The organism is Streptomyces sp. NPDC048338, from assembly GCF_043201055.1.
GTDB lineage: Bacteria > Actinomycetota > Actinomycetes > Streptomycetales > Streptomycetaceae > Streptomyces.
Genome location: NZ_JBICYQ010000009.1, coordinates 359,117 through 381,074 on the forward strand (window position 1 = coordinate 359,117; position 21,958 = coordinate 381,074).

Below are 21,958 nucleotides of genomic sequence, written 5' to 3' on the forward strand. Positions count from 1 at the left end.
CTCAGGCGGCGCGCCGCATCTGCGGCACCCTGATCGGACGCGAGCCCGGACCGCCGACGTGCGAGAAGGGCTGCGTCCGCCAGTCGAGTCCCTGAGGAAGCGTCAGCAGGAGCGCGGTGTCCTGCTCCTGGAGCTCCAGGGTCTCGTCGGCGGGGCGCGCGTCGGAGGCCGCGCGGCCGGTGCCGGGGCAGACCGTCAGGACGAACGGGTTCCACGGCGTGGGGCACAGCGCGTGCTCCGGGAGCACGTCCTCGTCCGCGAGCAGGCCGATCGGCTGCACGCAGTCCGGGCAGATGACCCGGAACATCTCGAACGTGTCGTAGGCATCGAGCTCGTCGGTCGCCTCGACCGAATCAACAGGCTCCTGCATGGAGAATCTCCCCCTCGGGTGGGTCGACCAGGTACTTGTGGCCTCGACCACAGCAAGCAATTCCCATACGGCGGACCGCATAACCGTGAGGTGCCGCCCGAGCACGGCCACAAACCTGTGGCGTTCGTCACATGCCTGTCGCAGGTGCCCCGGCGGTGCCCAAAGCATCCCAAAGGGTCGCCACCCGGCTGTGCCGATCACAGCCCGGGGCAATAGGTTGACCGCATGGAGGAGCTGGATCGTCAGATCGTTGAGTTGCTCGTCAAGGACGGGCGCATGAGCTACACCGACCTGGGCAAGGCCACGGGCCTGTCCACCTCGGCCGTACATCAGCGCGTCCGCCGCCTCGAGCAGCGCGGGGTCATCCGCGGCTATGCCGCCGTCGTGGACCCGGAGGCCGTCGGTCTGCCGCTGACCGCCTTCATCTCGGTCAAACCCTTCGATCCCAGCGCCCCCGACGACACCCCGGACCGGCTCGCGGACATCCCGGAGATCGAGGCCTGCCACAGCGTGGCCGGCGACGAGAACTACATCCTCAAGGTGCGCGTGGCGACCCCGCTGGAGCTGGAGCACCTGCTCAGCCGCATCCGTTCGCAGGCCGGCGTCTCCAGCCGGACCACCGTCGTCCTGTCCACCCCGTACGAAGCCCGGCCGCCGCGCATCTGAGCGCCGCCCCGTCAGCGCCCGCCGGCGCCCGCCGGGGACGACAGGGCAGCCCTTAGCCTGGTCGCATGAGCGAGTACGAACACCGCACCGTGCTGTTGCGCGGTGGAGAAGTCCACAGCCCCGCCGACCCCTTCGCGACCGCCATGGTGGTGGAGCGCGGCCACGTCGCCTGGGTCGGCTCGGAGGGGGCGGCCGACGCCTTCGCCTCCGGCGTGGACGAGGTGGTCGACCTCGACGGCGCGCTGGTCACCCCGGCGTTCGTCGACGCCCATGTGCACACCACCGCCACCGGTCTCGCGCTGACCGGCCTCGACCTGTCGACCGCCGCCTCGCTCGCCGAGGCCGCGGACCGCATCCGGACCCACGCCGCCGCCCGTCCCGGCGACCGCATCCTGATCGGCCACGGCTGGGACGCCTCGCGCTGGCCCGAGCGACGGGCACCGCGCCGCGACGAGCTCGACGAACTCACCGGCGGCCGCCCGCTGTACCTGACCCGGATCGACGTGCACTCGGCCGTCGTCACCACGGCCCTGCTCGACCTGGTGCCCGGGATCCGCTCGCTCGACGGCTTCCGGGACGGCGAGCCGTTGACCGGGGACGCCCACCACGCCGTCCGCGCCGCCGCCTACGCGGCGATCTCGCCCGCCCAGCGCACCGAGGCCCAGCGCGCCGCCCGCGCCCGGGCCGCCTCCCTCGGGATCGGCACCCTGCACGAGTGCGGCGGACCCGAGATCTCCTCCGAGGCCGACTTCACCGGACTCCTGGACCTCGCCCGCGACGAGGCCGGCCCGCGGCTGGTCGGCTACTGGGCCGACCTCGACGTCGAGCGCGCCCGCGCCCTCGGCGCCGTCGGCGCGGCCGGCGACCTCTTCGCGGACGGCTCGCTCGGCTCGCACACCGCGTGCCTCCACGAGCCCTACGCCGACCACGCCGCCGCGGGGCACACGGGCGTCGCGCACCTCGACGCCGACACCGTCGCCGCCCATGTCGTCGCCTGCACCGAGACCGGCCTGCAGGCCGGCTTCCACGCGATCGGCGACGCCGCCGTCGGCGCCGTCGTCGACGGAGTCCGGGCCGCCGCCGAGAAGCTCGGCCTCGCCCGGATCCGCGCGGCCCGCCACCGCGTCGAGCACGCCGAGATGCTGACCCCCGAGACCGTCGCCGCCTTCGCCGAACTCGGCCTGACCGCGTCCGTCCAGCCCGCCTTCGACGCGGCCTGGGGCGGCGAGGAGGGCATGTACGCGGAGCGTCTGGGCGCCGAGCGGGCCCGCACCCTCAACCCGTACGCCGCCCTGCTGCGCGCGGGCGTGCCGCTGGCGTTCGGTTCGGACAGCCCGGTCACCCCGCTCGATCCCTGGGGCACCGTCCGCGCTGCCGCGTTCCACCGCACCCCCGAGCACCGGATCTCCGTCCGTGCCGCCTTCACCGCCCACACGCGGGGCGGCTGGCGGGCGGTCGGCCGCGACGACGCCGGCACCCTCGTGCCGGGCGCACCGGCCGACTACGCCGTCTGGCGCACGGACGAGCTGGTGGTCCAGGCTCCCGACGACCGGGTCGCCCGCTGGTCGACCGACCCCCGCTCCGGGACGCCCGGGCTGCCGGACCTGACCCCCGGCGCCGACCTGCCGGTGTGCCTGCGCACGGTGGTGTCCGGACAAACCGTGTACGTACGGCCGAACGAGTGACGTAAGGGGCCTCCGTACCGCCGATCGATGATCCACCGGCTCGACGGCGACCTGCGGATCCTCCCCGCTGACCAGGCATGATCAGGGGTATCCGCAGGTCAAACGAGTGTTGACAGCGAGCCGCCACCGGCCGGTAGGTTCGGCGGGTCCACCACAGGACGTCCGACCGGTTTCGAACCTCCACGCAGTCGTCGAACGCCGCTGGGTCAAGGGACGGTGTGCCGCACCGGCGCGCCGCACCGGGAACCAGGTTCAGCGCCCGCGCCTCGGGGGCGAGGGAAGGTTTCTCCGGCGGAGGGTGCGACCCGGGTGGGGCCCGGACGTTCAGTAGACAACGGCTCTCGGTCGACCCGCAGCCAGCGGGACCCAGGTCGGCCCGAAGGACCCCGGGCCCCCATCCCGCACCGCTCGTGCGCGTCCGTGCGACGGCCCCGTATCCTCGACCCGCCCCGCCGGGACCCGAGTCGCCGACCAGGCTCGCTATGGTGGGGGTTCGCGTTGGTATCCGAAGGGGCAGCAGTGAACGACGGTGGCCAGAGGCGTTACGGCCCGCTCGGCAGAGCCTTGGTGATCATTCCGACCTACAACGAGGCGGAGAACATCAAGCCGATCGTCTCGCGTGTACGGGAGGCCGTACCGGAGGCGCACGTCCTCGTCGCCGACGACAACAGCCCCGACGGCACGGGCAAGTTCGCCGACGAGCTCGCCGCCGAGGACGACCACGTCCACGTCCTGCACCGCCAGGGCAAGGAGGGGCTCGGCGCGGCGTACCTGGCCGGCTTCCGCTGGGGCATCGAGAACGGCTACGGCGTCCTCGTCGAGATGGACGCCGACGGCTCCCACCAGCCCGAGGAGCTGCCGCGGCTGCTCACCGCGCTCAAGGGCGCCGACCTGGTCCTCGGCTCCCGCTGGGTGCCGGGAGGCCGGATCGTGAACTGGCCCAAGTCCCGCGAGTTCATCTCGCGCGGCGGCAGCCTCTACTCGCGCGTGATGCTCGACGTGCCGATCCGCGACGTCACCGGCGGCTACCGGGCGTTCCGCAAGGAGACCCTGGAGGGCCTCGGCCTGGACGACGTCGCCTCGGCCGGCTACTGCTTCCAGGTCGACCTGGCCCGCCGCGCGGTCGCGGCCGGCTTCCACGTCGTCGAGGTGCCCATCACCTTCGTGGAGCGCGAGATCGGCGACTCCAAGATGAGCCGCAACATCGTCGTCGAGGCCCTCTGGCGGGTCACCGGCTGGGGTCTCACGGCCCGCGCGAACAAGGTCGGCAAGCTCCTCGGCCGCAGGTCCGGGAGCTGATCCCGCCTTTACGACGTTCCGGCGGGGCGCCAGGCACACTGGGGGTCATGACGACCGGCGCACAGCCTCCCCTCGCCCCCAAGCGCTCCCGCGCGCGCACGTTCCTCCCGCTCGCCCTCGCCGTCTGGCTGGTCCTCGAGATCTGGCTGCTCATCATGGTGGCGGGCGCGATCGGCGGGCTCGCCGTCTTCGGTCTGCTGGTCGGAGGCGCCGTGCTCGGCGCCGTGGTGATCAAGCGGGCGGGCCGGCGGGCCTTCGGCAACCTCACGCGGACCTTCCAGCAGGCACAGGAGGCGGCGCAGACCGGCGTCGCTCCGTCCGCCGAGACCCCGGGCTCGGACGACCGCAACGGCTTCCTGATGCTCGGCGGTCTGCTGCTGATGATCCCCGGCCTGATCTCCGACGCCGTCGGCCTGCTGCTGCTCGTGCCCCCGGTCCGCTCGTTCCTCGGGCGGCGCACGGAGAAGGCCGTCGAGCGCCGGATGAGGGTCGCGTCGGCGGGCAGCCTGCAGGACGCCTTCCAGCAGGCTCGCATCCACCGCCCGGACGGCAAGATCGTGCCGGGTGAGGTCATCCGTGAGGACGCGTCCTCCGGCTCGCGGGGCTCCGGGGAGTCCCGTCCCCCGCTGACCTCCTGAGCGGCGCCCTGCCGGCCTCCCAGGACCACCGGGCGGTTCCCCGGCGGGGCCTCCCGTCCGGATCCGCCCCGCACCCTTCTTCGCGGCGCGGTCCCGCGGCCCCTCTCCGGAGGGCGCGGGACCGCGCCGCGGCCGGATCCGCGTGCCGCACGTGAGGCCGTGCCACTCCCGGATCCACGCCCGGCCCGCGCACGCACGACGCCGAGGGGCCCGGTACACACGTGGTGTACCGGGCCCCTCGGCGTTGCTCGGGCCGCGCCGTCCGTCAGGCGGACTTGCGGCTGTCGCGCGGGTGGACCGCGATGTTCATGGCGCCGGAACGAAGGACCGCCAGCCTCTCGGCCAGCACCTCCTCCAGCTCCTCGCGGGTGCGCCGCTCCATCAGCATGTCCCAGTGCGTACGCGCCGGCTTGCCCTTCTTCTCTTCGGGGCCGTCCCCGTCAACGAGGAGTGCCTGGCTGCCGCAGACCTTGCACTCCCACTCCGGCGGAATTTCCGCTTCCACCGAGAAGGGCATCTCAAAACGATGGCCCTTCTCGCATGCGTACTCCACGGCCTGGCGCGGGGCCAGATCGATGCCGCGGTCGGTCTCGTAGCTGGTCACCACGAGGCGCGTGCCGCGAAGAGCTCGCTCACTCATGAATCGTGCCTCCCGGGCTTGTCGCCCACAGGACAGGTGTCGCTGTCGTCGTCATCCGGTCAACGTCCGGTCGGCGGTAAAGATTCCCGTTCCGGGTCATGCGTCGCCCGTCGTGCCGCCCCTTGTTCTACCCACCAGTGCCCGGTTTGTCACATCTGGCAGCAGATGTCACCCAGCGTCTTCACTAAGTCAGCACGCAGTAACGGTCCGCCTGGCAGGCCAAAGGCGTACACTACCGGCCTTTCACTTCCGCGTCTAAATCCGTTCAGGAACCGGGTTGCCCGCGGCGGCCACGGCCGCCCGCACCGGGACCCGCGCGAGGAGCACGAAGCCGACGACGAAGAAGATCACCAGAGAGATGATGGCATCCCGATAGCTGCCGGTCAGCTGATACGCGAGACCGAACACCAGTGGCCCCAGCCAGCTCAGGCCGCGGTCGCTCATCTCGTAGGCCGAAAAGTACTCCGCCTCCTTGCCCCGCGGCACCAGATGGGAGAACAGCGACCGCGACAGGGCCTGGCTGCCGCCGAGCACCAGGCCGATCGCCGCCGCCAGGAAGAAGAACGCCACCGGCGCGCCGGCCGGCAGGAAGTACCCCGCGGCCAGGATGAGGGCCCAGACGGCCAGCGACGCCAGGATCGTGCGCTTGGCGCCGTACGACCGTGCCATCCGGCCCATGCCCAGCGCGCCCCCGATCGCCAGGACCTGCACGAGCAGGACCGCGGTGATCAGCGTCGTCTGGTCGAGCCCCAGCTCCTCGGAGCCGAAGACCGACGCCTGCGAGATGACCGTCTGCACCCCGTCGTTGTAGATCAGGTACGCCAGCAGGAACGACAGCGTCAGCGGATGCCGCCGCATGTCCCGCAGCGTCGCCATCAGCTGGCGCCAGCCGCCCCCCACGCTTCCCTCGGCGTTCGGCGGTATGCGGCGGTCGCGCAGCCGCCGCAGGGGCACCAGGGTGAAGGCTCCCCACCACAGCCCGGCCGAGGCGAGGCAGACCCGCACCGCGGTCCCCTCGGAGAGCCCGAAACTCTCGTGGCCGGAGTACACGACCAGGTTCAGCACCAGGACCAGGGCGCCCGACGTGTAGCCGAAGGCCCAGCCGCGGGAGGAGACCGCGTCGCGCTCGTCCGGCTCGGCGATCTGCGGCAGGTACGCGTTGTACAGCACCATCGAGACCGCCAGCGAGGCGTTCGCGACGATGAGCAGGAACGCGCCCAGCAGATAGCGGTCGCCGTCCAGGAAGAACATGCCCATGGTGGCCGCCGCGCCGAGGTAGGCCGCCGCGGCCAGCAGCGGCTTCTTGCGGCCCGTCCGGTCCGCCACCGCGCCCACCAGCGGCATCACCAGCACCGCCACCACGATCGAGGCCGAGACGGCGTAGGCGAAGAGCGAACCCGCCCGCACCGGGATGCCCAGGGGGTGGACGAAGCCCTCCGCGTCGGCCGCCGCCCTGGCCACGGACGTGAGGTAGGGGCCGAGGAAGACGGTCACCACGCTCGTCGAGTAGACCGAGCAGGCGAAGTCGTAGAAGTACCAGCCGCGCTGTTCGCGCCGGCGGTCCGCCGGGTCGACGGCGTGCTCCTCCGGCTCTGCGGTGTTGGCGGTCAAAGCGCGGCCCCCTCGGTCGTGCCCATGGCGGGACGCGCGCTCAGACCCACACTCCCCGGTCGGTCAGCACGGCACGCAGCGTCTCCAGATGATCGGTCATGATGCCATCCACCCCCAGGTCGAGGAGAGAGTTCATCCGCTCCGGATCATTGATGGTCCACACATGGACCTGCAGGCCGCGGGCGTGCGCCGCGCGGACGAAGCGGCGGTCGACCACCGGGACACCCGCCTGGCTCTGCGGTACCTGCGCGGCGACGGCCCCCGACCGCAGCGCGGCCGGGATCCCGAAGGAGCGAAGGCGCAGTCCGAGGACGCCGCTCACGCCGTACGAGGTGGCCAGCCGCGGTCCCGCGAGGCGGCGGGCCCGCGCGACCCGGCTCTCGGTGAAGGAACCCACGCAGATCCGGTCCCACGCCCCGGTCCTCCGGATCAGTTCGACCAGCGGCTCCAGCGAGGACTCGGCCTTGAGGTCGACGTTCCAGCGGGCCTCGGGGAACTCCTCCAGCAGGTCCTCGAAGAGCGGCAGCGGCTCCTTGCCGGCCACGCGCGCCTCGCGCACCGCGTCCCACGGCAGGTCGCGTATGCGTCCGGCGGCGTCCGTGACCCGGTCGAGCGTCGCGTCGTGGAAGGCCACGAGCGCCCCGTCCGCGGTCGTGTGGACATCGGTCTCGAAGTAGCGGTACCCGGCCGCCGCGGCGCGCCGGAAGGCGGCGGCGGTGTTCTCGAGGCCGTCGGCCGAACCCCCGCGGTGGGCGAACGGGATGGGGGCGGGGTGGTCCAGATACGGGTGGCGTACGTCAGTCACGGCCGCAGTATGGCCTGTCCCGGCGTCGCGGAGGCGACCACGGTGCTGCCGCGGTCCTCCTCGGGGACGGCGAACCGGCGCAGGAAGAACTGGGCGAGGGGGCCGATGGTCAGCGCGTACAGCACCGTGCCGACCCCGACCGAGCCGCCCAGCAGGAAGCCGGTGGCGACCACGGCGACCTCGATCGCCGTGCGGACGAGGCGGATCGAGCGGCCGGTGAGGCGGTGCAGACCGGTCATCAGGCCGTCACGCGGGCCGGGTCCGAAGCGCGCGGCGATGTAGAGGCCGGTGGCCACCCCGTTCAGGACGATGCCGAGGACGAGCAGGGCGATCCGCGCCGCGAGTCCGTGGACGGCCGGGACCAGGGCGAGCGTGCCGTCCATCGCCAGGCCCACGGCGAAGACGTTCGACACGGTGCCCAGACCCGGCCTCTGGCGGATCGGGATCCACAGCAGCAGGACGACCGCGCCCACGATGATCGACACGACGCCGATGGTCAGTCCGGTCCGCTCGGCGAGACCCTGGTGGAGTACGCCCCACGGCTCCAGCCCCAGTCCTCCGCGCACCAGGAGGGCCGAGCTGACGCCGTACAGCGCCAGCCCGGTGTAGAGCTGTGTGAGCCGGCGGGGCAGACGGCGGCCGGTGAGCCGGCCGCGGAGGCCGGAGGCGATGGACAAGGAATGCCCCCTGTGTGGTGGGAGTGGACTGACTCATGACACTCTGTGGCGGGGGAAGGCGTGCCAACCATGGCCAATTCGACGAAGGTGGACTGATTTCCATGGCTCAGTGGACCTCGGCGGTGGGACCGGCCCAGTTGGCCCGGCAGCTGCAGGCGCAGCAGCCCCGCCCCGCCGGACCGGGCGCCCGCAAGCCGCCCGCCTACCGCGCGCTGGCCGACGGTATCCGGCTGCTCGTCCTGGAGGGCAGGGTCCCGGTCGCCGCCCGGCTCCCCGCCGAACGCGAACTGGCCGTGGCGCTCACCGTCAGCCGTACGACGGTGGCCGCCGCCTACGAGGCGCTGCGCGCGGAGGGCTTCCTGGAGTCGCGGCGCGGGGCCGGCAGCTGGACCGCCGTGCCGGCCGGGAACCCGCTGCCCGCACGCGGTCTGGAACCCCTTCCCCCGGAGTCGCTCGGTTCGATGATCGACCTCGGTTGCGCCGCGCTGCCCGCGCCCGAGCCCTGGCTGACCCGCGCCGTCCAGGGGGCCCTGGAGGAGCTGCCGCCGTACGCCCACACGCACGGGGACTACCCGGCCGGGCTGCCCGCGCTGCGGCAGATGCTCGCCGACCGGTACACCGAGCGGGGTATCCCCACCATGCCCGAGCAGATCATGGTGACCACCGGGGCGATGGGCGCGATCGACGCCATCTGCCATCTCTTCGCGGGGCGCGGCGAGCGGATCGCCGTCGAGTCCCCGTCCTACGCCAACATCCTCCAGCTCATGCGGGAGGCCGGTGCCCGGCTCGTCCCGGTCGCGATGGCCGAGGGTCTCGCGGGCTGGGACCTGAACCGCTGGCGGCAGGTGCTGCGGGACGCGGCCCCGCGGCTGGCGTACGTGGTCGCCGACTTCCACAACCCGACCGGCGCGCTGGCCGACGAGGACCAGCGCCGGCAACTGGTCGACGCGGCCCGTTCGGCGGGCACGGTGCTCGTCGTGGACGAGACCATGTCCGAGCTGTACCTGGAGGACGGGCTGGAGATGCCCCGCCCGGTGTGCGCCTTCGACCCGGCCGGATCGACGGTCCTGACGGTCGGCTCGGCGAGCAAGGCGTTCTGGGCCGGCATGCGGATCGGCTGGGTGCGGGCCGCACCCGACGTGATCCGCTCGCTGGTGGCGGCGCGGGCCTACGCGGACCTCGGCACGCCGGTCCTCGAACAGCTCGGCGTCAACTGGCTGATGCGGACCGGCGGCTGGGACCAGGCCGTCACCATCCGCCGCAGCCAGGCACGGGAGAACCGGGACGCGCTCGTCGCGGCCGTGCGCGACCGGCTGCCCGAGTGGGAGTTCGACGTCCCGCGCGGCGGCCTGACGCTGTGGGTCCGCACGGGCGGTCTCTCCGGCTCCCGCCTCGCGGAGGTCGGCGAGCGGGTCGGCGTCCGCGTCCCCTCCGGCCCGCGCTTCGGGGTGGACGGCGCCTTCGAGGGCTATGTCCGGCTGCCCTTCACGGTCGGCGGCCCGGTCGCGGAGGAGGCGGCCGCCCGGCTCGCGGCGGCGGCCCGCCTGGTCGAGTCGGGCGCGGCGACGGGCATCGAGCCGCCGCGGGCCTTCGTGGCGTGAGGCGAGGGAGCCGGGTGTCCGCCGGGACGGTCGGACCCGGCCCCCGTCGGGGTGTGACGCCGGAGGCCCGGCGCGGACGGTCGTCCGCGCCGGGCCTCCGGTCGTTCCTGCCTGTTCCTGTCCGCGCTCAGCCCTCGGCCGGGACCGGCGCGTGCAGGGGCGGCGGGCCGGGGTCGCCGACCGGCGCGGGCGTGCGGGCCGCGTCCGGCGTCGGGGCGGGTGCCGGGTCGGGGGCCGAGCCGGGAACCGTCTCGACCGCCGTTCCCGTGCCGTCCGGCCGCTCCGGCAGCAGTTCCAGGACGGCGAGCCGGTGGGCCTCGCTCGTCGCGTCGTCGTACGGGTCGGGGGTGGCCGGCACCTGGAGACGGAGGGCCGGGCCGGTGCCGAGGCGGGCGTAGCCGCGGCCGGGCGGGACGGCCGGGGTCGGCGTCGTGTGCGGCGGGACGCCGAGGACGGAGGCGATCTGCTCGGCGGACGCGGGCCCGAGGACGACCCGGGCGCGGGTGTGCGTCCATACCGTCTCGGACAGGGCGTCGAGACCGTCGAACTGCTCGGCCACCACCACCGTGACCTGTGCGGCGCGTCCGTGCCGCAGCGGGACCTGGAGCAGGTCCTGCGGGTCGCTCCGGCCGTCGGCCGCCGCCAGGTGACCGAGCACGCTGGGCCGGTCGAGCAGGATCCACAGCGGGCGCTTGGTGTCCTCGGGGGCCGGGTGGCCCGCCTGGCGGGCCCGGTTCGCCGCGATCAGCCGCCGCTCGGTCTCGTGGGCCGCCCACTCCAGGCTGGCCAGCGCGCCCGCCAGGCCGCACTCGACGGCCAGGACACCGGCACGGCCGGTGAGGCAGGCGTACTCGCCCGTGCCGCTGCCCTCGACGACGAGGACGTCGCCGTACGGCAGGGCCTGCAGCGCGAGGGAGCGCAGCAGGGAGGTGGTGCCGCTGCCGGGCGGGCCGACGGCCAGCAGGTGCGGCTCGGTGGAACGGGGGCCGGTGCGCCACACGACGGGGGGAGCGTCCTGCGGCCCGCCGGCGGCCAGCACCGGGACCGTGCGCTGTACGGAATCGGCGTCGGTGAAGCCGAGGACGGTCTCGCCGGGCGCGGTCACGAAGCGCTGGGCGGCGATGTCGGTGGGCAGGGCGGGCAGCACGGTCATGACCAGCTTGTTGCCCTCCTCGTCCCACTCGAAGTGGTACTCGCGGCCGCGCCCCGACTTGGCGTGCAGCAGCTGCTCGATGCGGGCCCGCGCGGCGGGCTCGCCGTCCGTGAAGTAGGCGGGGTAGCTGATCCGCAGACGCGTCGGGCGGCCGGCGTCGTCGAAGGCGGGGTCCGCGAAGGCGCCGCTCCAGTCGCCACCGTGGGAGAACAAGGGGGCCGGGTCCTCGGGGACGGAGAAGTACGGCACCAGAGCCTCGTAGAGGCCCTTGAGGCGTTCGATCTCGGCGTCGTCGGGTCCGGTCTTCACGACCGGGCGCTCCCGCCCCTTCCACGCGGCGGCGCCCATCACCGACACCAGAGCCAGCAGCGGCCCGTACGGCACGAGGGCGACGACGAAGACGCAGGCCGCGACCAGGAACAGCGTGGGACCGCGCCGTTCCTTGGGGGTCGCGGCCCACCTGGCCCGCGCGGTCGCGGCCAGCTTCCGCAGACCACGCGAGATGGTGATCAGCGGATGGAGCACATCGGTGGCGTTGTCGGCGGCCGTGCGCGCGATCTCTCGACTGCGAGCGATCTGGGCGCTGCCGCTGCTCAGAATGCGGGGGAGTGGTCGCCGGGCCACGTCGTACTCCTGGAGTTGTGGAAGGGGCTGTGGAACGTCAGAACTTGATCCCGCCCAAGAGGCTGGCGAGGCTCTGTCCGCCTGCGGTGATGCTCGGGGCGATGGCCGTGCCCGCGAGGTAGAAACCGAAGAGGGAGCTGACGAGGGCGTGCGACGCCTTCATGCCGTCCTTCTTGAAGAACAGGAAGCAGATGATGCCGAGCAGGACGACGCCTGAGATGGACAGGATCATTTGGGGTTCTCCTGGTTGAGGGGACAGTCACCATGAGTCCTTCCAGGTTCACAGCAAGTATCTATGCGACTAAAGGTGCATACAGGTGAAATACGAGCGATTTCACTTGACTGGCGGACGAAGAGGGGTGGCCCGAGTGGCGAAACGCGCGGAGCGCGCTAGCGCGGCGGACGGGTCGGTCGGGGCGGACGGGGTGGTCCGGTCGGCGCCGGGGGACGGCGCGGGGCGGGTGTGCGGAGCGGGCTCACACCCGGGCCGCATCCGGCTGTGAGGTGGGTGCTCGGCGCGCCGGCGCCCGGGTGTGAGCTGCGGTGATCTTTGCCGTGGACGCGCCGCGTCATGTCGTCCGGCGGGCAGTACCCTGTCGATTCACTCGTTCGGTCGCGGTCGCGTTGCGCGGGTCCACGGCCGCACGCGGCACGAACAGCACCGAACGGAAAGGCGGACACGTCCGATGAGCGAGACCCCCGACCCCGAGGTCGTCGAACTGGCCGGCAAGGTCTTCGACCTGGCGCGAGGAGGCGACGCCGAGGCGCTGGCCGCCTATGTCGACGCGGGTGTGCCCGCGAACCTCACGAACGACAAGGGCGACTCCCTCGTCATGCTCGCCGCGTACCACGGGCACGCCGAAGCGGTGGCGGCGCTGCTCGCCCGCGGCGCCGACGCGGACCGCGCGAACGACCGCGGACAGACCCCGCTCGCCGGCGCGGTCTTCAAGGGCGAGGACGCCGTGATCCGCGCGCTGCTCGCTGGCGGGGCAAATCCGGAAGCGGGGACTCCGTCCGCCGTGGATACTGCTCGGATGTTTGGGAAGACAGAAGTGCTGGAGCTGTTCGACGCCCGGTGACGTTCCGGGTGAACGTGCACTGAACCCCAGGTGAGAGCGGTGTCGTAAATGTGGTCGCGGTGGCGAAATGGCTGGGTCATCATGACGTCGGGCCCGCACGGGACCACCGACGAGAGGCAGAGGAAGATGGAGAACACCAAGCGAAGGACGACGGGCGGCCCTACATGTTGCTGCGCGGCCTAGGCGATCACCAGTCCCCGGTACTCCCCGGTCGTGTCGACAGCTTGATGTGAGGCATCTTCCATGTTCGATCCAGTCATAGCGCCGAGCGGCACCCTGCTCGGCCTGCTGCAGAGGGGCCGCGGCGACGGCACTCTGCACGCGCTCGCCGCGCCACGCGCCGAGGCCCTCGCGGCCCTCAACCACTGCGTTCTCAGCGACCCCCGCCACGACTGGCAGGTCGAGAACCGCTCCCTCTACTACGCACGCCTGTACCTCGACCTGCACGGCGGGCTCGACGCCATCGAGACCCACCTCTTCGCGGCCGAGGACCACCTCGACACCGAGGAGAACAGGACCGGGCTCGCGCTCGCCGTCCTGGGGCACCTCGCGTCCTACGGCCGCCCGGACGCCCTGGCGCTGCTCCGGCGGTACGCCGCCACCGGCAGCAACTGGGCCTGGGCGCTCGACGAGCTCGCCCTGCGCGACGACGACGCGGGCCTGCGCTCGCTCGCCGTCCCGGTGCTCGCCCGCTTCCCGGCCACCCCGGAGGGCGAGGCCGAACTGGCCTGCGCCGTGCGCGACGCCTTCGAGCCCCGGCCGTGGCGGCTGTGGGCCGAGGACCAGCGCGACGCCGTCGGCACCCGGGTCAGGGCCGCCCAGGAACGGGGCTCCTTCGACCGGTGGCAGCGTCAGATGCGACCCAGCGGGCCCCGGCCCGGCTGGAGCGTCCAGGCCGTGTTCGACTGGGCCCAGGAGGGCCTGGAGCGCGGCACGGTCCTGCACGGACCCGCCGCCCGCTGCCTGAACGCCGTCGCCGGCCCCGACGACCGGCCCGCCATCCTCGACGCAGCCCGCCGAGGACCGGACGGGGCGCGCTGCGCCGCCCTCCACTACCTGGCCGAGGCCCGCGATCCCGCCGTCCTCGACCTCATCGAGGCCGCGGCGTCCGACGGCTCCCACACCCTCGCCGAAGCGGCCGTCTCGGCCTTCGAGCGGATGTGCGGCGAGGCCGCCGTCGACCGCGCCCGCGGCTGGGTCCACCGGCCCGACGCCCTCGGCGCCGCGGCCGCCGCGGTCCTCGCCTGCCGCGGCGGTGCCCAGGACGCCCAGCTGGTGCTCGGCGCCCTGCGCGAGACCGTCCGGGCCGAGGGGCCCGACGCCACCGCCCTCTACGCCCTGGTCGACGGCACCGGCCGTCTCGGCATCGCCTGCGCCGCTCCCGTGCTGCGGCACGTCTACCGGGAGACCGCCTCGTCCCAGCTGCGCGGCCGGACGGCCCGCGCCCTCGCGGCCACCGACCCCACCTACGCGACGGGATTCGCCGTCGAATGCCTCTGGGACTGCGAGGAGACGACCCGCGAGGTCGCGGCGTTGCACGCCGAGACCGGTGACGTACGCGTCGCGGAGCGACTGCGCCGTCTCGCCGCGGACCCCGCCGAGGAGGCCGAGGTCCAGACGGCGGTACGCAACCGGATAGGCCCCGACCTGCAGGTCTGAGCCCGCCGGGCCGGCCCGGCCGGACCGGGACCCCGCCACTCCGGGGCCGGTGCGCTCCGGCAGGCCCGGGGCGGTGACGGGAGACGACGGCGAAGCGCCCGGGTACCGGGGCGGCGCGGCCTGCGGCGGGAGACCCCCGCCGAACGTGGCCCCGCCCCGGTGCCGGCGCGAGGCGCGGCCGCGGTTCCCGAGGGCCGGAGCACGGGCCGCACCCGGCACGCGGCCCCCGGCCAATCGGTGCGGGACGTCGGCGGACCGCCGCGGGGGCGCCACGACCTGCTGCCGCAGCTCCTCCGACTGGCGGCCTCCGAGCTGCGGCACGGGGCGGACGGCACCGTGGACCGACTCGACCGGCGCGCCGAGCACGCCCTCGCCGCCGCGCTCGCCGCCGTGTCCCTGGAGGCCTCCGTGGCCACAATGGGGGAATGAGCGGGCGCTGGGAGTTCTGGATCGACCGTGGCGGCACCTTCACCGACATCGTGGGCCGGCGGCCCGACGGCCGGCTCGTCACCCGCAAGCTCCTCTCCCACGATCCGGCCCGCCCCCAGGACGCCGCCGTCGCGGGCATCCGCCTCCTCCTCGGGCTCGCACCGGACGAACCCGTTCCCGCCGAGCGGATCGACGTCGTCAAGATGGGCACGACCGTCGCCACGAACGCGCTCCTCGAACGGCGGGGCGAGCCGACCGTGCTCCTCGTCACCGAGGGCTTCCGGGACGCCCTGCGCATCGCCTACCAGAACCGGCCCCGGCTCTTCGACCGCCACATCGTGCTCCCGGACGCCGTCCACGAGCGGGTGATCGAGGTCCCCGAACGCGTCGACGCCCACGGCCGTCTCGTGCGGCCGCTCGACGAGGGCGCCGTCGCCGCCGGGCTCGAGGCCGCGTACCGCGACGGCTTCCGGTCCGCAGCCGTCGTCCTCCTGCACGGCTACCGGCACCCCGAGCACGAGGTCCGCGTCGCCGCCCTCGCCCGCGCCGCGGGCTTCCCCCAGGTCAGCAGCTCCCACGAGGTCAGCCCGCTCATCAAGCTCGTGCCGCGCGGCGACACCACCGTCGTCGACGCGTACCTCTCGCCGATCCTCCGCCGCTACGTCGACCGGGTGGCCGGCGAACTCGCCGGAGTGCGGCTGATGTTCATGCAGTCCAACGGCGGCCTGCGCGAGGCCGCCCACTTCCGCGGCAAGGACGCGGTCCTGTCCGGTCCGGCCGGCGGCGTCGTCGGCATGGCCCGCACCGCGCAGCGCGCGGGCTTCGACCGCGTCATCGGCTTCGACATGGGCGGCACCTCCACCGACGTGTCGCACTACGCCGGCGCGTTCGAACGCGAACTGGGCACCCAGGTCGCCGGGGTGCGCATGCGGGCCCCCATGATGAGCATCCACACCGTCGCCGCGGGCGGCGGCTCCGTCCTCCACTACGACGGGCGGCGCTACCGCGTCGGCCCGGACTCCGCCGGCGCCGTACCCGGCCCCGCCTGCTACCGCCGCGACGGGCCGCTGACCGTCACCGACGCCAACGTGATGCTCGGCCGCGTCCAGCCCGCCCACTTCCCCGCCGTGTTCGGCCCCCACGGCGACCAGCCCCTCGACGCCGACGTCGTACGGGAGAGGTTCACCGCTCTCGCCGAGCGGGTCGGCGGCGGACGCACCCCCGAGGAGGTCGCCGCCGGCTTCCTGGAGATCGCCGTCCTCAACATGGCGAACGCCGTCAAGAAGATCTCCGTCGAACGCGGCCACGACGTCACCCGCTACGCACTCACCAGCTTCGGCGGCGCCGGCGGGCAGCACGCCTGCGCCGTCGCCGACGCGCTCGGCATCGACACCGTCCTCGTGCCCCCGCTCGCCGGCGTCCTGTCCGCGTACGGCATCGGCCTCGCCGACGCCACGGCCATGCGCGAGCAGTCCGTCGAGGCCGGGCTCGACGCCGCCGGCACCCCCGCACGGGTCGCGGAGCTCTGCGCCGGACTCGCCGACCGGACCCGTGCGGAGCTGCGCGAGGACCGGCTGCCGGACGCGGCGATCAGCACCCGCGCGCGCGTCCTGCTGCGCTACGCCGGCACGGACGCGAGCCTTCCGGTCGATCTCGCCCCGCCCGCGGAGATGACGGCCGCGTTCACCGCTGCCCATCGCGCGCGCTACGCCTTCACCATGGACAAGCCGCTCGTCGTCGAGGCCGTCTCGGTCGAGGCCGTCGGACGCGCCGGGCCGCACGGTCCGGTCCTGGCCGAGCCCGGCGACCGGCGAGCCGCCCCGGTACCGCGGGCCACCGTCCGCGCCTTCGGCGGCGGGGAGCCCGCGGACACTCCCCTGTACCGGCGCGAGGAGCTGCGCCCGGGCGACACCGTCGACGGGCCGGCGATCCTCGCCGAGGCCGACGCCACCACCGTCGTCGACCCCGGCTGGCGCGCGGAGGCCGGCGACGACGGCCGCCTCGTCCTCACCCGCGTCCGGCCCCGCCCGGCCCGCGTCGCCGTCGGCACGGACGTCGACCCCGTCCTGCTGGAGGTCTTCAACAACCTCTTCATGGCGATCGCCGAGCAGATGGGCGTCCGGCTGGAGAACACGGCCCACTCCGTCAACATCAAGGAGCGCCTGGACTTCTCCTGCGCCCTGTTCGACGCCGAGGGCAACCTCATCGCCAACGCGCCCCACATCCCGGTCCACCTGGGCTCCATGGGCGAGTCCATCAAGGAGGTGCTGCGCCGGGGCGGCGACCGGCTCCGCCCGGGCGACGTGTACGCGATCAACGACCCGTACCACGGCGGGACCCATCTGCCCGACGTCACGGTGGTGACACCGGTCCACGACGACGCGGGGGAGAAGCTCCTCTTCCTCGTCGCGTCCCGGGGCCACCACGCCGAGATCGGCGGCATCACCCCCGGCTCCATGCCCGCCTTCAGCCGGACCGTCCACGAGGAGGGCGTCCTCTTCGACGACTGGCTCCTGGTCCGCGACGGCCGGCTGCGCGAGGACGAGACCCGGGCCCTGCTCACCGGCGCGCCGTACCCCTCCCGCGACCCGGACACCAACCTCGCCGACCTGCGCGCCCAGATCGCCGCCAACGAGAAGGGCATCGAGGAACTGCGCCGCATGGTCGACCAGTTCGGCCTCGACGTGGTCCACGCCTACATGCGGCACGTGCGGGCCAACGCCGAGGAGTCCGTCCGCCGGATCGTCGGCGGGCTGCGGGACGGCGCGTACCGCTACGAGACCGACGACGGCGCCGTGATCCAGGTCGCCGTCCGGGTCGACCGCGAACGGCGTTCCGCCGTCATCGACTTCGCCGGCACGTCCCCGCAGCGGCCCGGCAACACCAACGCGCCGACGTCCGTGGTCATGGCCGCGGTCCTGTACGTCTTCCGCACCCTCGTCGACGAGGACATCCCCCTCAACAGCGGCTGCCTGGAACCGCTGGAGGTCCGCGTCCCGCCCGGCTCGATGCTCGCCCCCGTCCACCCCGCCGCGACCGTCGCGGGCAACGTGGAGACCTCCCAGGCCGTCACCGGCGCCCTCTACGCCGCTCTCGGCGTCCAGGCCGAGGGCTCGGGCACGATGAACAACGTGACGTTCGGCAACGCCCGCGTCCAGTACTACGAGACGGTCGCGAGCGGCTCCGGCGCGGGGGACGGCTTCGACGGCGCCGACGCCGTCCAGACCCACATGACCAACTCCCGGCTCACCGACCCCGAGATCCTGGAATGGCGCCACCCGGTCCGGGTCGACGCGTTCACCGTCCGCGAGGGAAGCGGCGGCCGCGGCCGGTGGCGCGGCGGCGACGGCGTCGAACGCCGCCTCCGCTTCCTGGAGCCGATGACCGTGGCCCTGCTGAGCGGCCACCGCCGGGTGCCGCCGTACGGGATGGCCGGCGGCGAGCCGGGCGCCCTCGGCGAGAACCGCGTGGAGCGCGCCGACGGCACCGTCGACCGGCTGCGGGGCGCCGACACGACGGACGTCGGCCCGGACGACGTGCTCGTGCTGCGCACCCCCGGCGGCGGAGGATACGGCCCGCCCCGTACGACCGCCGGGGAGTCGTCCCCGGGAGGCGGCTGCGCACCCCCCGAGGCGTGACCCGGGCCGCGCCCCGGCCCGCACGGGTGCCCCCGCGCCGGCCGTCGGCCGCTCAGCGGACCGGGACGAACCGCACCACCGTGCCCGGGACCGCCTGGGCCGCGGCCGACAGGTCCGCTTCCCGGACGACGGCCACCACCGGATAGCCGCCCGTCGTCGGATGGTCCGCCAGGAAGACCACCGGACGGCCGTCCGGCGGCACCTGGACGGCGCCCAGGACCATCCCCTCGCTGGGGAGCTCGCCGGGGACGGCCCGCTCCAGGGGCGGGCCCCCGGTCCGCAGCCCGATGCGGTTGCTCGCCGCGGAGACCCGGTAGGCGCGCGTGGCGAAGGAGCGCAGCGCGCCCGGCGTGAACCAGTCGTCACGGGGGCCGAGCCGGACCCGCAGGACGAGTTCGTCCGGCGGGCCCGGCCAGGGGGGAGTGTCGACCGACCCCCGTGCGGCCGTGTCCCCTCCCAGCGGCAGCACGGCCCCGTCCGCCAGCGGTTCCGGGCCGAGCCCGGACAGCAGGTCGGTGGAGCGGCTGCCGAGTACCGGTTCGACGGCGATCCCGCCGCCGAACGCCACGTACGAGCGCAGGCCGCGCACGGCCGCGCCGACGGTGAGGAGCGAACCGGCCCCGACCCGCACGGCCGTCCCCCACGCGGCCGGACGGCCGTCGACGGTGACCGGGCACGGCGCCCCGCCCACCGCGACCGTCACCGGGCAGCGGGGCCGTACGGCGCATCCGTCGACCGTGGTCTCCAGGACGGCCGCGTCCTGCGGATTGCCGACGAGTCGGTTCACCAGCCGCGCGGCCCCCGGGTCCAGCGCGCCCGAGCGGGGCACGCCCAGATGGGCGTACCCCGTGCGTCCCTGGTCCTGCACGGTGGTCAGTGCCCCGGCCCGGACGACCGCGAGAGCACGATCGCTCATCGGCCCGCCGCCACGAAGCGCACCCGGGTGCCCGGCGCGAGGAGCGCGGCCGGTTCCCGGGACGCGTCCCAGAGCACGGCGTCCGTCGAGCCGATCAACCGCCAACCGCCGGGCGACGACCGCGGGTACACACCCGTGTACGGTCCCGCGAGCGCCACCGAACCGGCGGGCACCGAGGTACGGGGCGTGGCCCGCCGCGGCACCTCGTACCCCGCGCCGAGGCCGGTCAGGTATCCGAACCCCGGCGCGAACCCGCAGAAGGCGACCCGGAACTCGGCGGACGAGTGGATCCGGACCGCGGTCTCCACGGACACCCCCCACAGGCCGGCGACCTCCGCCAGGTCGGGACCGTCGTACCGGACCCGCACCTCGACCGCCTTCTCCACGCGCGCCCGGAGTGGCGGAACGGTCCACTCCCGCAGCTGCCCGGCCAGCAGGTCCGGCGCCTCCACACCGTCGAGCAGCACCGTGCGCGCGGCCGGCACGATCTCCCGTACGGCGGGCAGCGCGCCCAGCCCCCGGCGGCGCAGCAGCTCGGCGTGGAAGGCCTCGGTCTCGGCCCCGCTCGTCAGCTCCACGAGCAACGCCCGCTCGCCGACCCGGAACACCCGGCGCGCCTTCATACGAACGCCTCCACCCGGACCCCGGTGGCCTCCAGCCGCGCCCGGACGCGCCGGGCCAGCCCGACCGCGCCCGGGGTGTCGCCGTGCAGGCAGAGGGAACGGGCCCGCACCGCGACGGTCTCACCGCAGTGCGAGGTGACGACCCCGAACCGGGCCAAGGACACCGAACGCTCCACCACCCGCGCCGGATCGGTGACGACGGCACCCTCCTGCCCCCGTGGCAGCAGGGTGCCCTCCGCGGTGTACGCCCGGTCGCCGAACGCCTCCGCGACGACCGGCAGACCGGCCTTCCCGGCGGCGGCGTGCAGCCGGGAGCCCGGCAGGCCGAGCACCGGAAGCGGCTCGCCGCCGCCACCGAGGAGCACTCCCTCGGCGACCGCAGCGGCCTGCTCCTCGTCGTGGACGACCCGGTTGTAGAGCGCGCCGTGCGGCTTGACGTAGGAGACCCGGGAGCCCGCCGCGCGGGCGAAGACCTCCAGCGCGCCGATCTGGTAGGCCACTTCGGCGGCCAGTTCGTCCGCCGGAACGTCCATCGAGCGCCGGCCGAAGCCGGCCAGGTCGCGGTACGAGACCTGGGCGCCGATCCGTACCCCGCGGGCCGCGGCCAGCTCGCACACGCGGCGCATGGTGGCCGCGTCCCCGGCGTGGAAGCCGCAGGCCACGTTGGCGCTGGTGACCACGGAGAGGAGTTGCTCGTCGTCGGTCAGCGTCCAGCGGCCGAAGCCCTCGCCGAGGTCGGCGTTGAGGTCGATCGCGGCCTGGATCATGGGTCGTTCCCTTCTTCCCCCGGGTGGTGCTCGATCTGCACCTCGCAGAGGGGAAGGAGCGTGCCTGAGTGACGTGCCGAAGAGCCGTGCGGTGTCGTCAACGTAGAGGATTGTTGAACGATCCGACAAGAGGCATGTTGTCTCGTCCTTGTTTGTGCGATTGACTCGCCGCGGACTACGGAGGGAAACGGAACATCGTGGGCGGAATCGACGAACTGGCCGACGACCGGGCGCTGCTGGGGCGCACGAGCACGGCGGAGCGGGTGGCCGACATCCTGCGCACCCGGATCGCCGAGGGGTTCTTCCCGCCGGGCACCCGCCTGTCGGAGGACAGCATCGGCGGCGCGCTCGGAGTGTCGCGCAACACACTGCGCGAGGCGTTCCGGCTGCTCACGCACGAGCGGCTGCTCGTCCACGAACTCAACCGGGGCGTCTTCGTCCGGGTGCTGGCCGTCGAGGACGTCGCCGACCTCTACCGCACCAGGCGCCTCGTCGAGTGCGCCGTCGTGCGCGGTCTGGGGGAGCCGCCGTTCCCGCTGGAGGGCCTCGTCGAGGCGGTCCGGGAGGGCGAAAAGGCGGCCGGCGCGACGGACTGGAAGGGCGTCTCCACCGCCAACATCCACTTCCACCGCGAACTGGTCGCCCTGGCCGGCAGTGCCCGTACGGACGAGCTGATGCGGGGCGTCCTCGCCGAACTCCGGCTCGCCTTCCACACCGTGCACGACCCCCGCGGACTGCACGAGCCGTATCTCGTGCGCAACCGGGAGATCCTGGACGCACTGCGGGCCGGCGACCTGGCGACGGCCGAGCGGCTGCTGGCGCGCTACCTCGACGACTCGCGTGCCCGGATCGTCGAGGTCTACGCCCGGGCGGTCGAGGAGCCGGGCCAGCCGAAGGGCTGAGGGCGGCGGGGCACGGTCGGGGAGCGGGGTCGGGGGAGCGGGGGAGCGGGCCGGACGATCCGGTTCCGGGGTGCGTCGTCCCCGATCGGGGGACGCCGAGCCGCACGGCCCGCGGCCTGCGGCGGCCGGTCCGGCCGGCGACAGCCCGGCCCCGGGGGGCCTCTCCCGGGGTGCGC

The 21,958-nt window shown here is 74.0% G+C and carries 20 protein-coding genes; 10 read left to right on the forward strand and 10 right to left on the reverse strand.

The features are described from left to right. Window position 1: 1 nt before the first annotated feature. Window positions 2-370 (reverse strand): hypothetical protein, encoded by a 369-nt coding sequence (locus ACGFZF_RS22785; RefSeq protein ID WP_356600780.1) that lies wholly within the window; start codon window positions 368-370, stop codon window positions 2-4. Between the two features lie 225 nt (window positions 371-595). On the opposite strand from ACGFZF_RS22785, the gene ACGFZF_RS22790 reads away from it, so the two are divergent. The 4 genes from ACGFZF_RS22790 (at window position 596) to fxsA (ending at window position 4,658) form a co-directional block, all read left to right on the forward strand. Next, window positions 596-1,036: an Lrp/AsnC family transcriptional regulator gene (locus ACGFZF_RS22790; protein WP_017242178.1), complete on the forward strand. Its 441-nt coding sequence runs from the start codon at window positions 596-598 to the stop codon at window positions 1,034-1,036. Window positions 1,037-1,101: 65 nt separating this feature from the next. Continuing rightward, a complete protein-coding gene (locus ACGFZF_RS22795; protein WP_393556722.1) occupies window positions 1,102-2,721 on the forward strand; it encodes an amidohydrolase in 1,620 nt (539 codons plus the stop codon). A 519-nt stretch (window positions 2,722-3,240) separates the two neighbouring features. Continuing rightward, window positions 3,241-4,020, forward strand: a complete 780-nt coding sequence (locus ACGFZF_RS22800; RefSeq protein ID WP_393556724.1) for a polyprenol monophosphomannose synthase — start codon at window positions 3,241-3,243, stop codon at window positions 4,018-4,020. 47 nt (window positions 4,021-4,067) lie between these two features. Further along, on the forward strand, window positions 4,068-4,658 hold the full coding sequence (fxsA, locus tag ACGFZF_RS22805) for an FxsA family membrane protein (RefSeq protein ID WP_393556726.1): 591 nt from the start codon (window positions 4,068-4,070) through the stop codon (window positions 4,656-4,658). A gap of 265 nt (window positions 4,659-4,923) precedes the next feature. Here fxsA and ACGFZF_RS22810 read toward each other — a convergent pair whose 3' ends face one another. The 4 genes from ACGFZF_RS22810 to ACGFZF_RS22825 form a co-directional block, all read right to left on the reverse strand. Further along, window positions 4,924-5,298, reverse strand: coding sequence for an RNA polymerase-binding protein RbpA (locus ACGFZF_RS22810; RefSeq protein WP_026278069.1), 375 nt, complete (start codon window positions 5,296-5,298; stop codon window positions 4,924-4,926). Between the two features lie 255 nt (window positions 5,299-5,553). Continuing rightward, a complete protein-coding gene (locus ACGFZF_RS22815; RefSeq protein WP_393556728.1) occupies window positions 5,554-6,909 on the reverse strand; it encodes an MFS transporter in 1,356 nt (451 codons plus the stop codon). A gap of 40 nt (window positions 6,910-6,949) precedes the next feature. After that, window positions 6,950-7,714 carry a glycerophosphodiester phosphodiesterase gene (locus ACGFZF_RS22820; protein WP_393556730.1) on the reverse strand — a complete coding sequence of 255 codons (765 nt, stop codon included), beginning with the start codon at window positions 7,712-7,714 and terminating at the stop codon, window positions 6,950-6,952. After that, window positions 7,711-8,391 (reverse strand): YitT family protein, encoded by a 681-nt coding sequence (locus ACGFZF_RS22825; protein ID WP_393556732.1) that lies wholly within the window; start codon window positions 8,389-8,391, stop codon window positions 7,711-7,713. Before ACGFZF_RS22825 ends, ACGFZF_RS22820 begins: the two co-directional genes overlap by 4 nt. A 101-nt stretch (window positions 8,392-8,492) precedes the next feature. Here ACGFZF_RS22825 and ACGFZF_RS22830 point away from each other — a divergent pair, with 101 nt between their 5' ends. Continuing rightward, window positions 8,493-9,992, forward strand: a complete 1,500-nt coding sequence (locus ACGFZF_RS22830) for a PLP-dependent aminotransferase family protein (RefSeq protein WP_393556734.1) — start codon at window positions 8,493-8,495, stop codon at window positions 9,990-9,992. A 127-nt stretch (window positions 9,993-10,119) separates the two neighbouring features. On the opposite strand, the gene ACGFZF_RS22835 is transcribed toward ACGFZF_RS22830, so the two are convergent. Both ACGFZF_RS22835 and ACGFZF_RS22840 read right to left on the reverse strand, forming a co-directional pair. Further along, the gene (locus tag ACGFZF_RS22835) at window positions 10,120-11,769 is read right to left on the reverse strand and encodes a hypothetical protein (RefSeq protein WP_393556736.1); all 1,650 of its coding nucleotides are present in this window, start codon (window positions 11,767-11,769) and stop codon (window positions 10,120-10,122) included. Window positions 11,770-11,806: 37 nt separating this feature from the next. Beyond that, on the reverse strand, window positions 11,807-12,001 hold the full coding sequence (locus ACGFZF_RS22840; RefSeq protein ID WP_329122987.1) for a hypothetical protein: 195 nt from the start codon (window positions 11,999-12,001) through the stop codon (window positions 11,807-11,809). Window positions 12,002-12,455: 454 nt separating this feature from the next. Between ACGFZF_RS22840 and ACGFZF_RS22845 the strand changes: the two genes are divergently transcribed. The 4 genes from ACGFZF_RS22845 (at window position 12,456) to ACGFZF_RS22860 (ending at window position 18,574) form a co-directional block, all read left to right on the forward strand. Then, window positions 12,456-12,848 (forward strand): ankyrin repeat domain-containing protein, encoded by a 393-nt coding sequence (locus ACGFZF_RS22845; RefSeq protein ID WP_393556738.1) that lies wholly within the window; start codon window positions 12,456-12,458, stop codon window positions 12,846-12,848. A 243-nt stretch (window positions 12,849-13,091) separates the two neighbouring features. After that, complete coding sequence (locus ACGFZF_RS22850) at window positions 13,092-14,507, forward strand: HEAT repeat domain-containing protein (RefSeq protein ID WP_393556740.1); 1,416 nt, start codon at window positions 13,092-13,094, stop codon at window positions 14,505-14,507. A gap of 159 nt (window positions 14,508-14,666) precedes the next feature. Continuing rightward, entirely contained in the window at window positions 14,667-14,936 is a 270-nt protein-coding gene (locus ACGFZF_RS22855) for a hypothetical protein (RefSeq protein ID WP_393556742.1), read from the forward strand. Continuing rightward, the gene (locus ACGFZF_RS22860; RefSeq protein ID WP_393556743.1) at window positions 14,933-18,574 is read left to right on the forward strand and encodes a hydantoinase B/oxoprolinase family protein; all 3,642 of its coding nucleotides are present in this window, start codon (window positions 14,933-14,935) and stop codon (window positions 18,572-18,574) included. Before ACGFZF_RS22855 ends, ACGFZF_RS22860 begins: the two co-directional genes overlap by 4 nt. 52 nt (window positions 18,575-18,626) lie before the next feature. Here the strand turns inward: ACGFZF_RS22860 and ACGFZF_RS22865 are convergent, their stop codons facing one another. Genes ACGFZF_RS22865 through ACGFZF_RS22875 form a run of 3 tightly spaced genes read right to left on the reverse strand, consistent with a single transcriptional unit; the run spans window position 18,627 to window position 20,880 of the window. Then, window positions 18,627-19,490 (reverse strand): biotin-dependent carboxyltransferase family protein, encoded by an 864-nt coding sequence (locus ACGFZF_RS22865; RefSeq protein WP_393556745.1) that lies wholly within the window; start codon window positions 19,488-19,490, stop codon window positions 18,627-18,629. Beyond that, entirely contained in the window at window positions 19,487-20,113 is a 627-nt protein-coding gene (locus tag ACGFZF_RS22870) for an allophanate hydrolase subunit 1 (RefSeq protein WP_393556747.1), read from the reverse strand. Before ACGFZF_RS22870 ends, ACGFZF_RS22865 begins: the two co-directional genes overlap by 4 nt. Beyond that, on the reverse strand, window positions 20,110-20,880 hold the full coding sequence (locus tag ACGFZF_RS22875; protein WP_393556749.1) for a LamB/YcsF family protein: 771 nt from the start codon (window positions 20,878-20,880) through the stop codon (window positions 20,110-20,112). The genes ACGFZF_RS22870 and ACGFZF_RS22875 overlap by 4 nt, the downstream gene beginning before the upstream one ends. A gap of 197 nt (window positions 20,881-21,077) precedes the next feature. Here ACGFZF_RS22875 and ACGFZF_RS22880 point away from each other — a divergent pair, with 197 nt between their 5' ends. Next, window positions 21,078-21,782: a GntR family transcriptional regulator gene (locus tag ACGFZF_RS22880; protein ID WP_393556751.1), complete on the forward strand. Its 705-nt coding sequence runs from the start codon at window positions 21,078-21,080 to the stop codon at window positions 21,780-21,782. Window positions 21,783-21,958: the final 176 nt, after the last annotated feature.

What these genes read in the sequence shown, in the direction of transcription:
- ACGFZF_RS22875 (WP_393556749.1), bottom strand. Translation starts at nt 20,880, where the DNA reads ATGATCCAGGCCGCGATCGACCTCAACGCCGACCTCGGCGAGGGCTTC.
- ACGFZF_RS22870 (WP_393556747.1), bottom strand. Translation starts at nt 20,113, where the DNA reads ATGAAGGCGCGCCGGGTGTTCCGGGTCGGCGAGCGGGCGTTGCTCGTG.
- ACGFZF_RS22860 (WP_393556743.1), top strand. Translation starts at nt 14,933, where the DNA reads ATGAGCGGGCGCTGGGAGTTCTGGATCGACCGTGGCGGCACCTTCACC.
- ACGFZF_RS22790 (WP_017242178.1), top strand. Translation starts at nt 596, where the DNA reads ATGGAGGAGCTGGATCGTCAGATCGTTGAGTTGCTCGTCAAGGACGGG.
- fxsA (WP_393556726.1), top strand. Translation starts at nt 4,068, where the DNA reads ATGACGACCGGCGCACAGCCTCCCCTCGCCCCCAAGCGCTCCCGCGCG.
- ACGFZF_RS22795 (WP_393556722.1), top strand. Translation starts at nt 1,102, where the DNA reads ATGAGCGAGTACGAACACCGCACCGTGCTGTTGCGCGGTGGAGAAGTC.
- ACGFZF_RS22810 (WP_026278069.1), bottom strand. Translation starts at nt 5,298, where the DNA reads ATGAGTGAGCGAGCTCTTCGCGGCACGCGCCTCGTGGTGACCAGCTAC.
- ACGFZF_RS22830 (WP_393556734.1), top strand. Translation starts at nt 8,493, where the DNA reads ATGGCTCAGTGGACCTCGGCGGTGGGACCGGCCCAGTTGGCCCGGCAG.
- ACGFZF_RS22785 (WP_356600780.1), bottom strand. Translation starts at nt 370, where the DNA reads ATGCAGGAGCCTGTTGATTCGGTCGAGGCGACCGACGAGCTCGATGCC.
- ACGFZF_RS22840 (WP_329122987.1), bottom strand. Translation starts at nt 12,001, where the DNA reads ATGATCCTGTCCATCTCAGGCGTCGTCCTGCTCGGCATCATCTGCTTC.
- ACGFZF_RS22845 (WP_393556738.1), top strand. Translation starts at nt 12,456, where the DNA reads ATGAGCGAGACCCCCGACCCCGAGGTCGTCGAACTGGCCGGCAAGGTC.
- ACGFZF_RS22850 (WP_393556740.1), top strand. Translation starts at nt 13,092, where the DNA reads ATGTTCGATCCAGTCATAGCGCCGAGCGGCACCCTGCTCGGCCTGCTG.
- ACGFZF_RS22865 (WP_393556745.1), bottom strand. Translation starts at nt 19,490, where the DNA reads ATGAGCGATCGTGCTCTCGCGGTCGTCCGGGCCGGGGCACTGACCACC.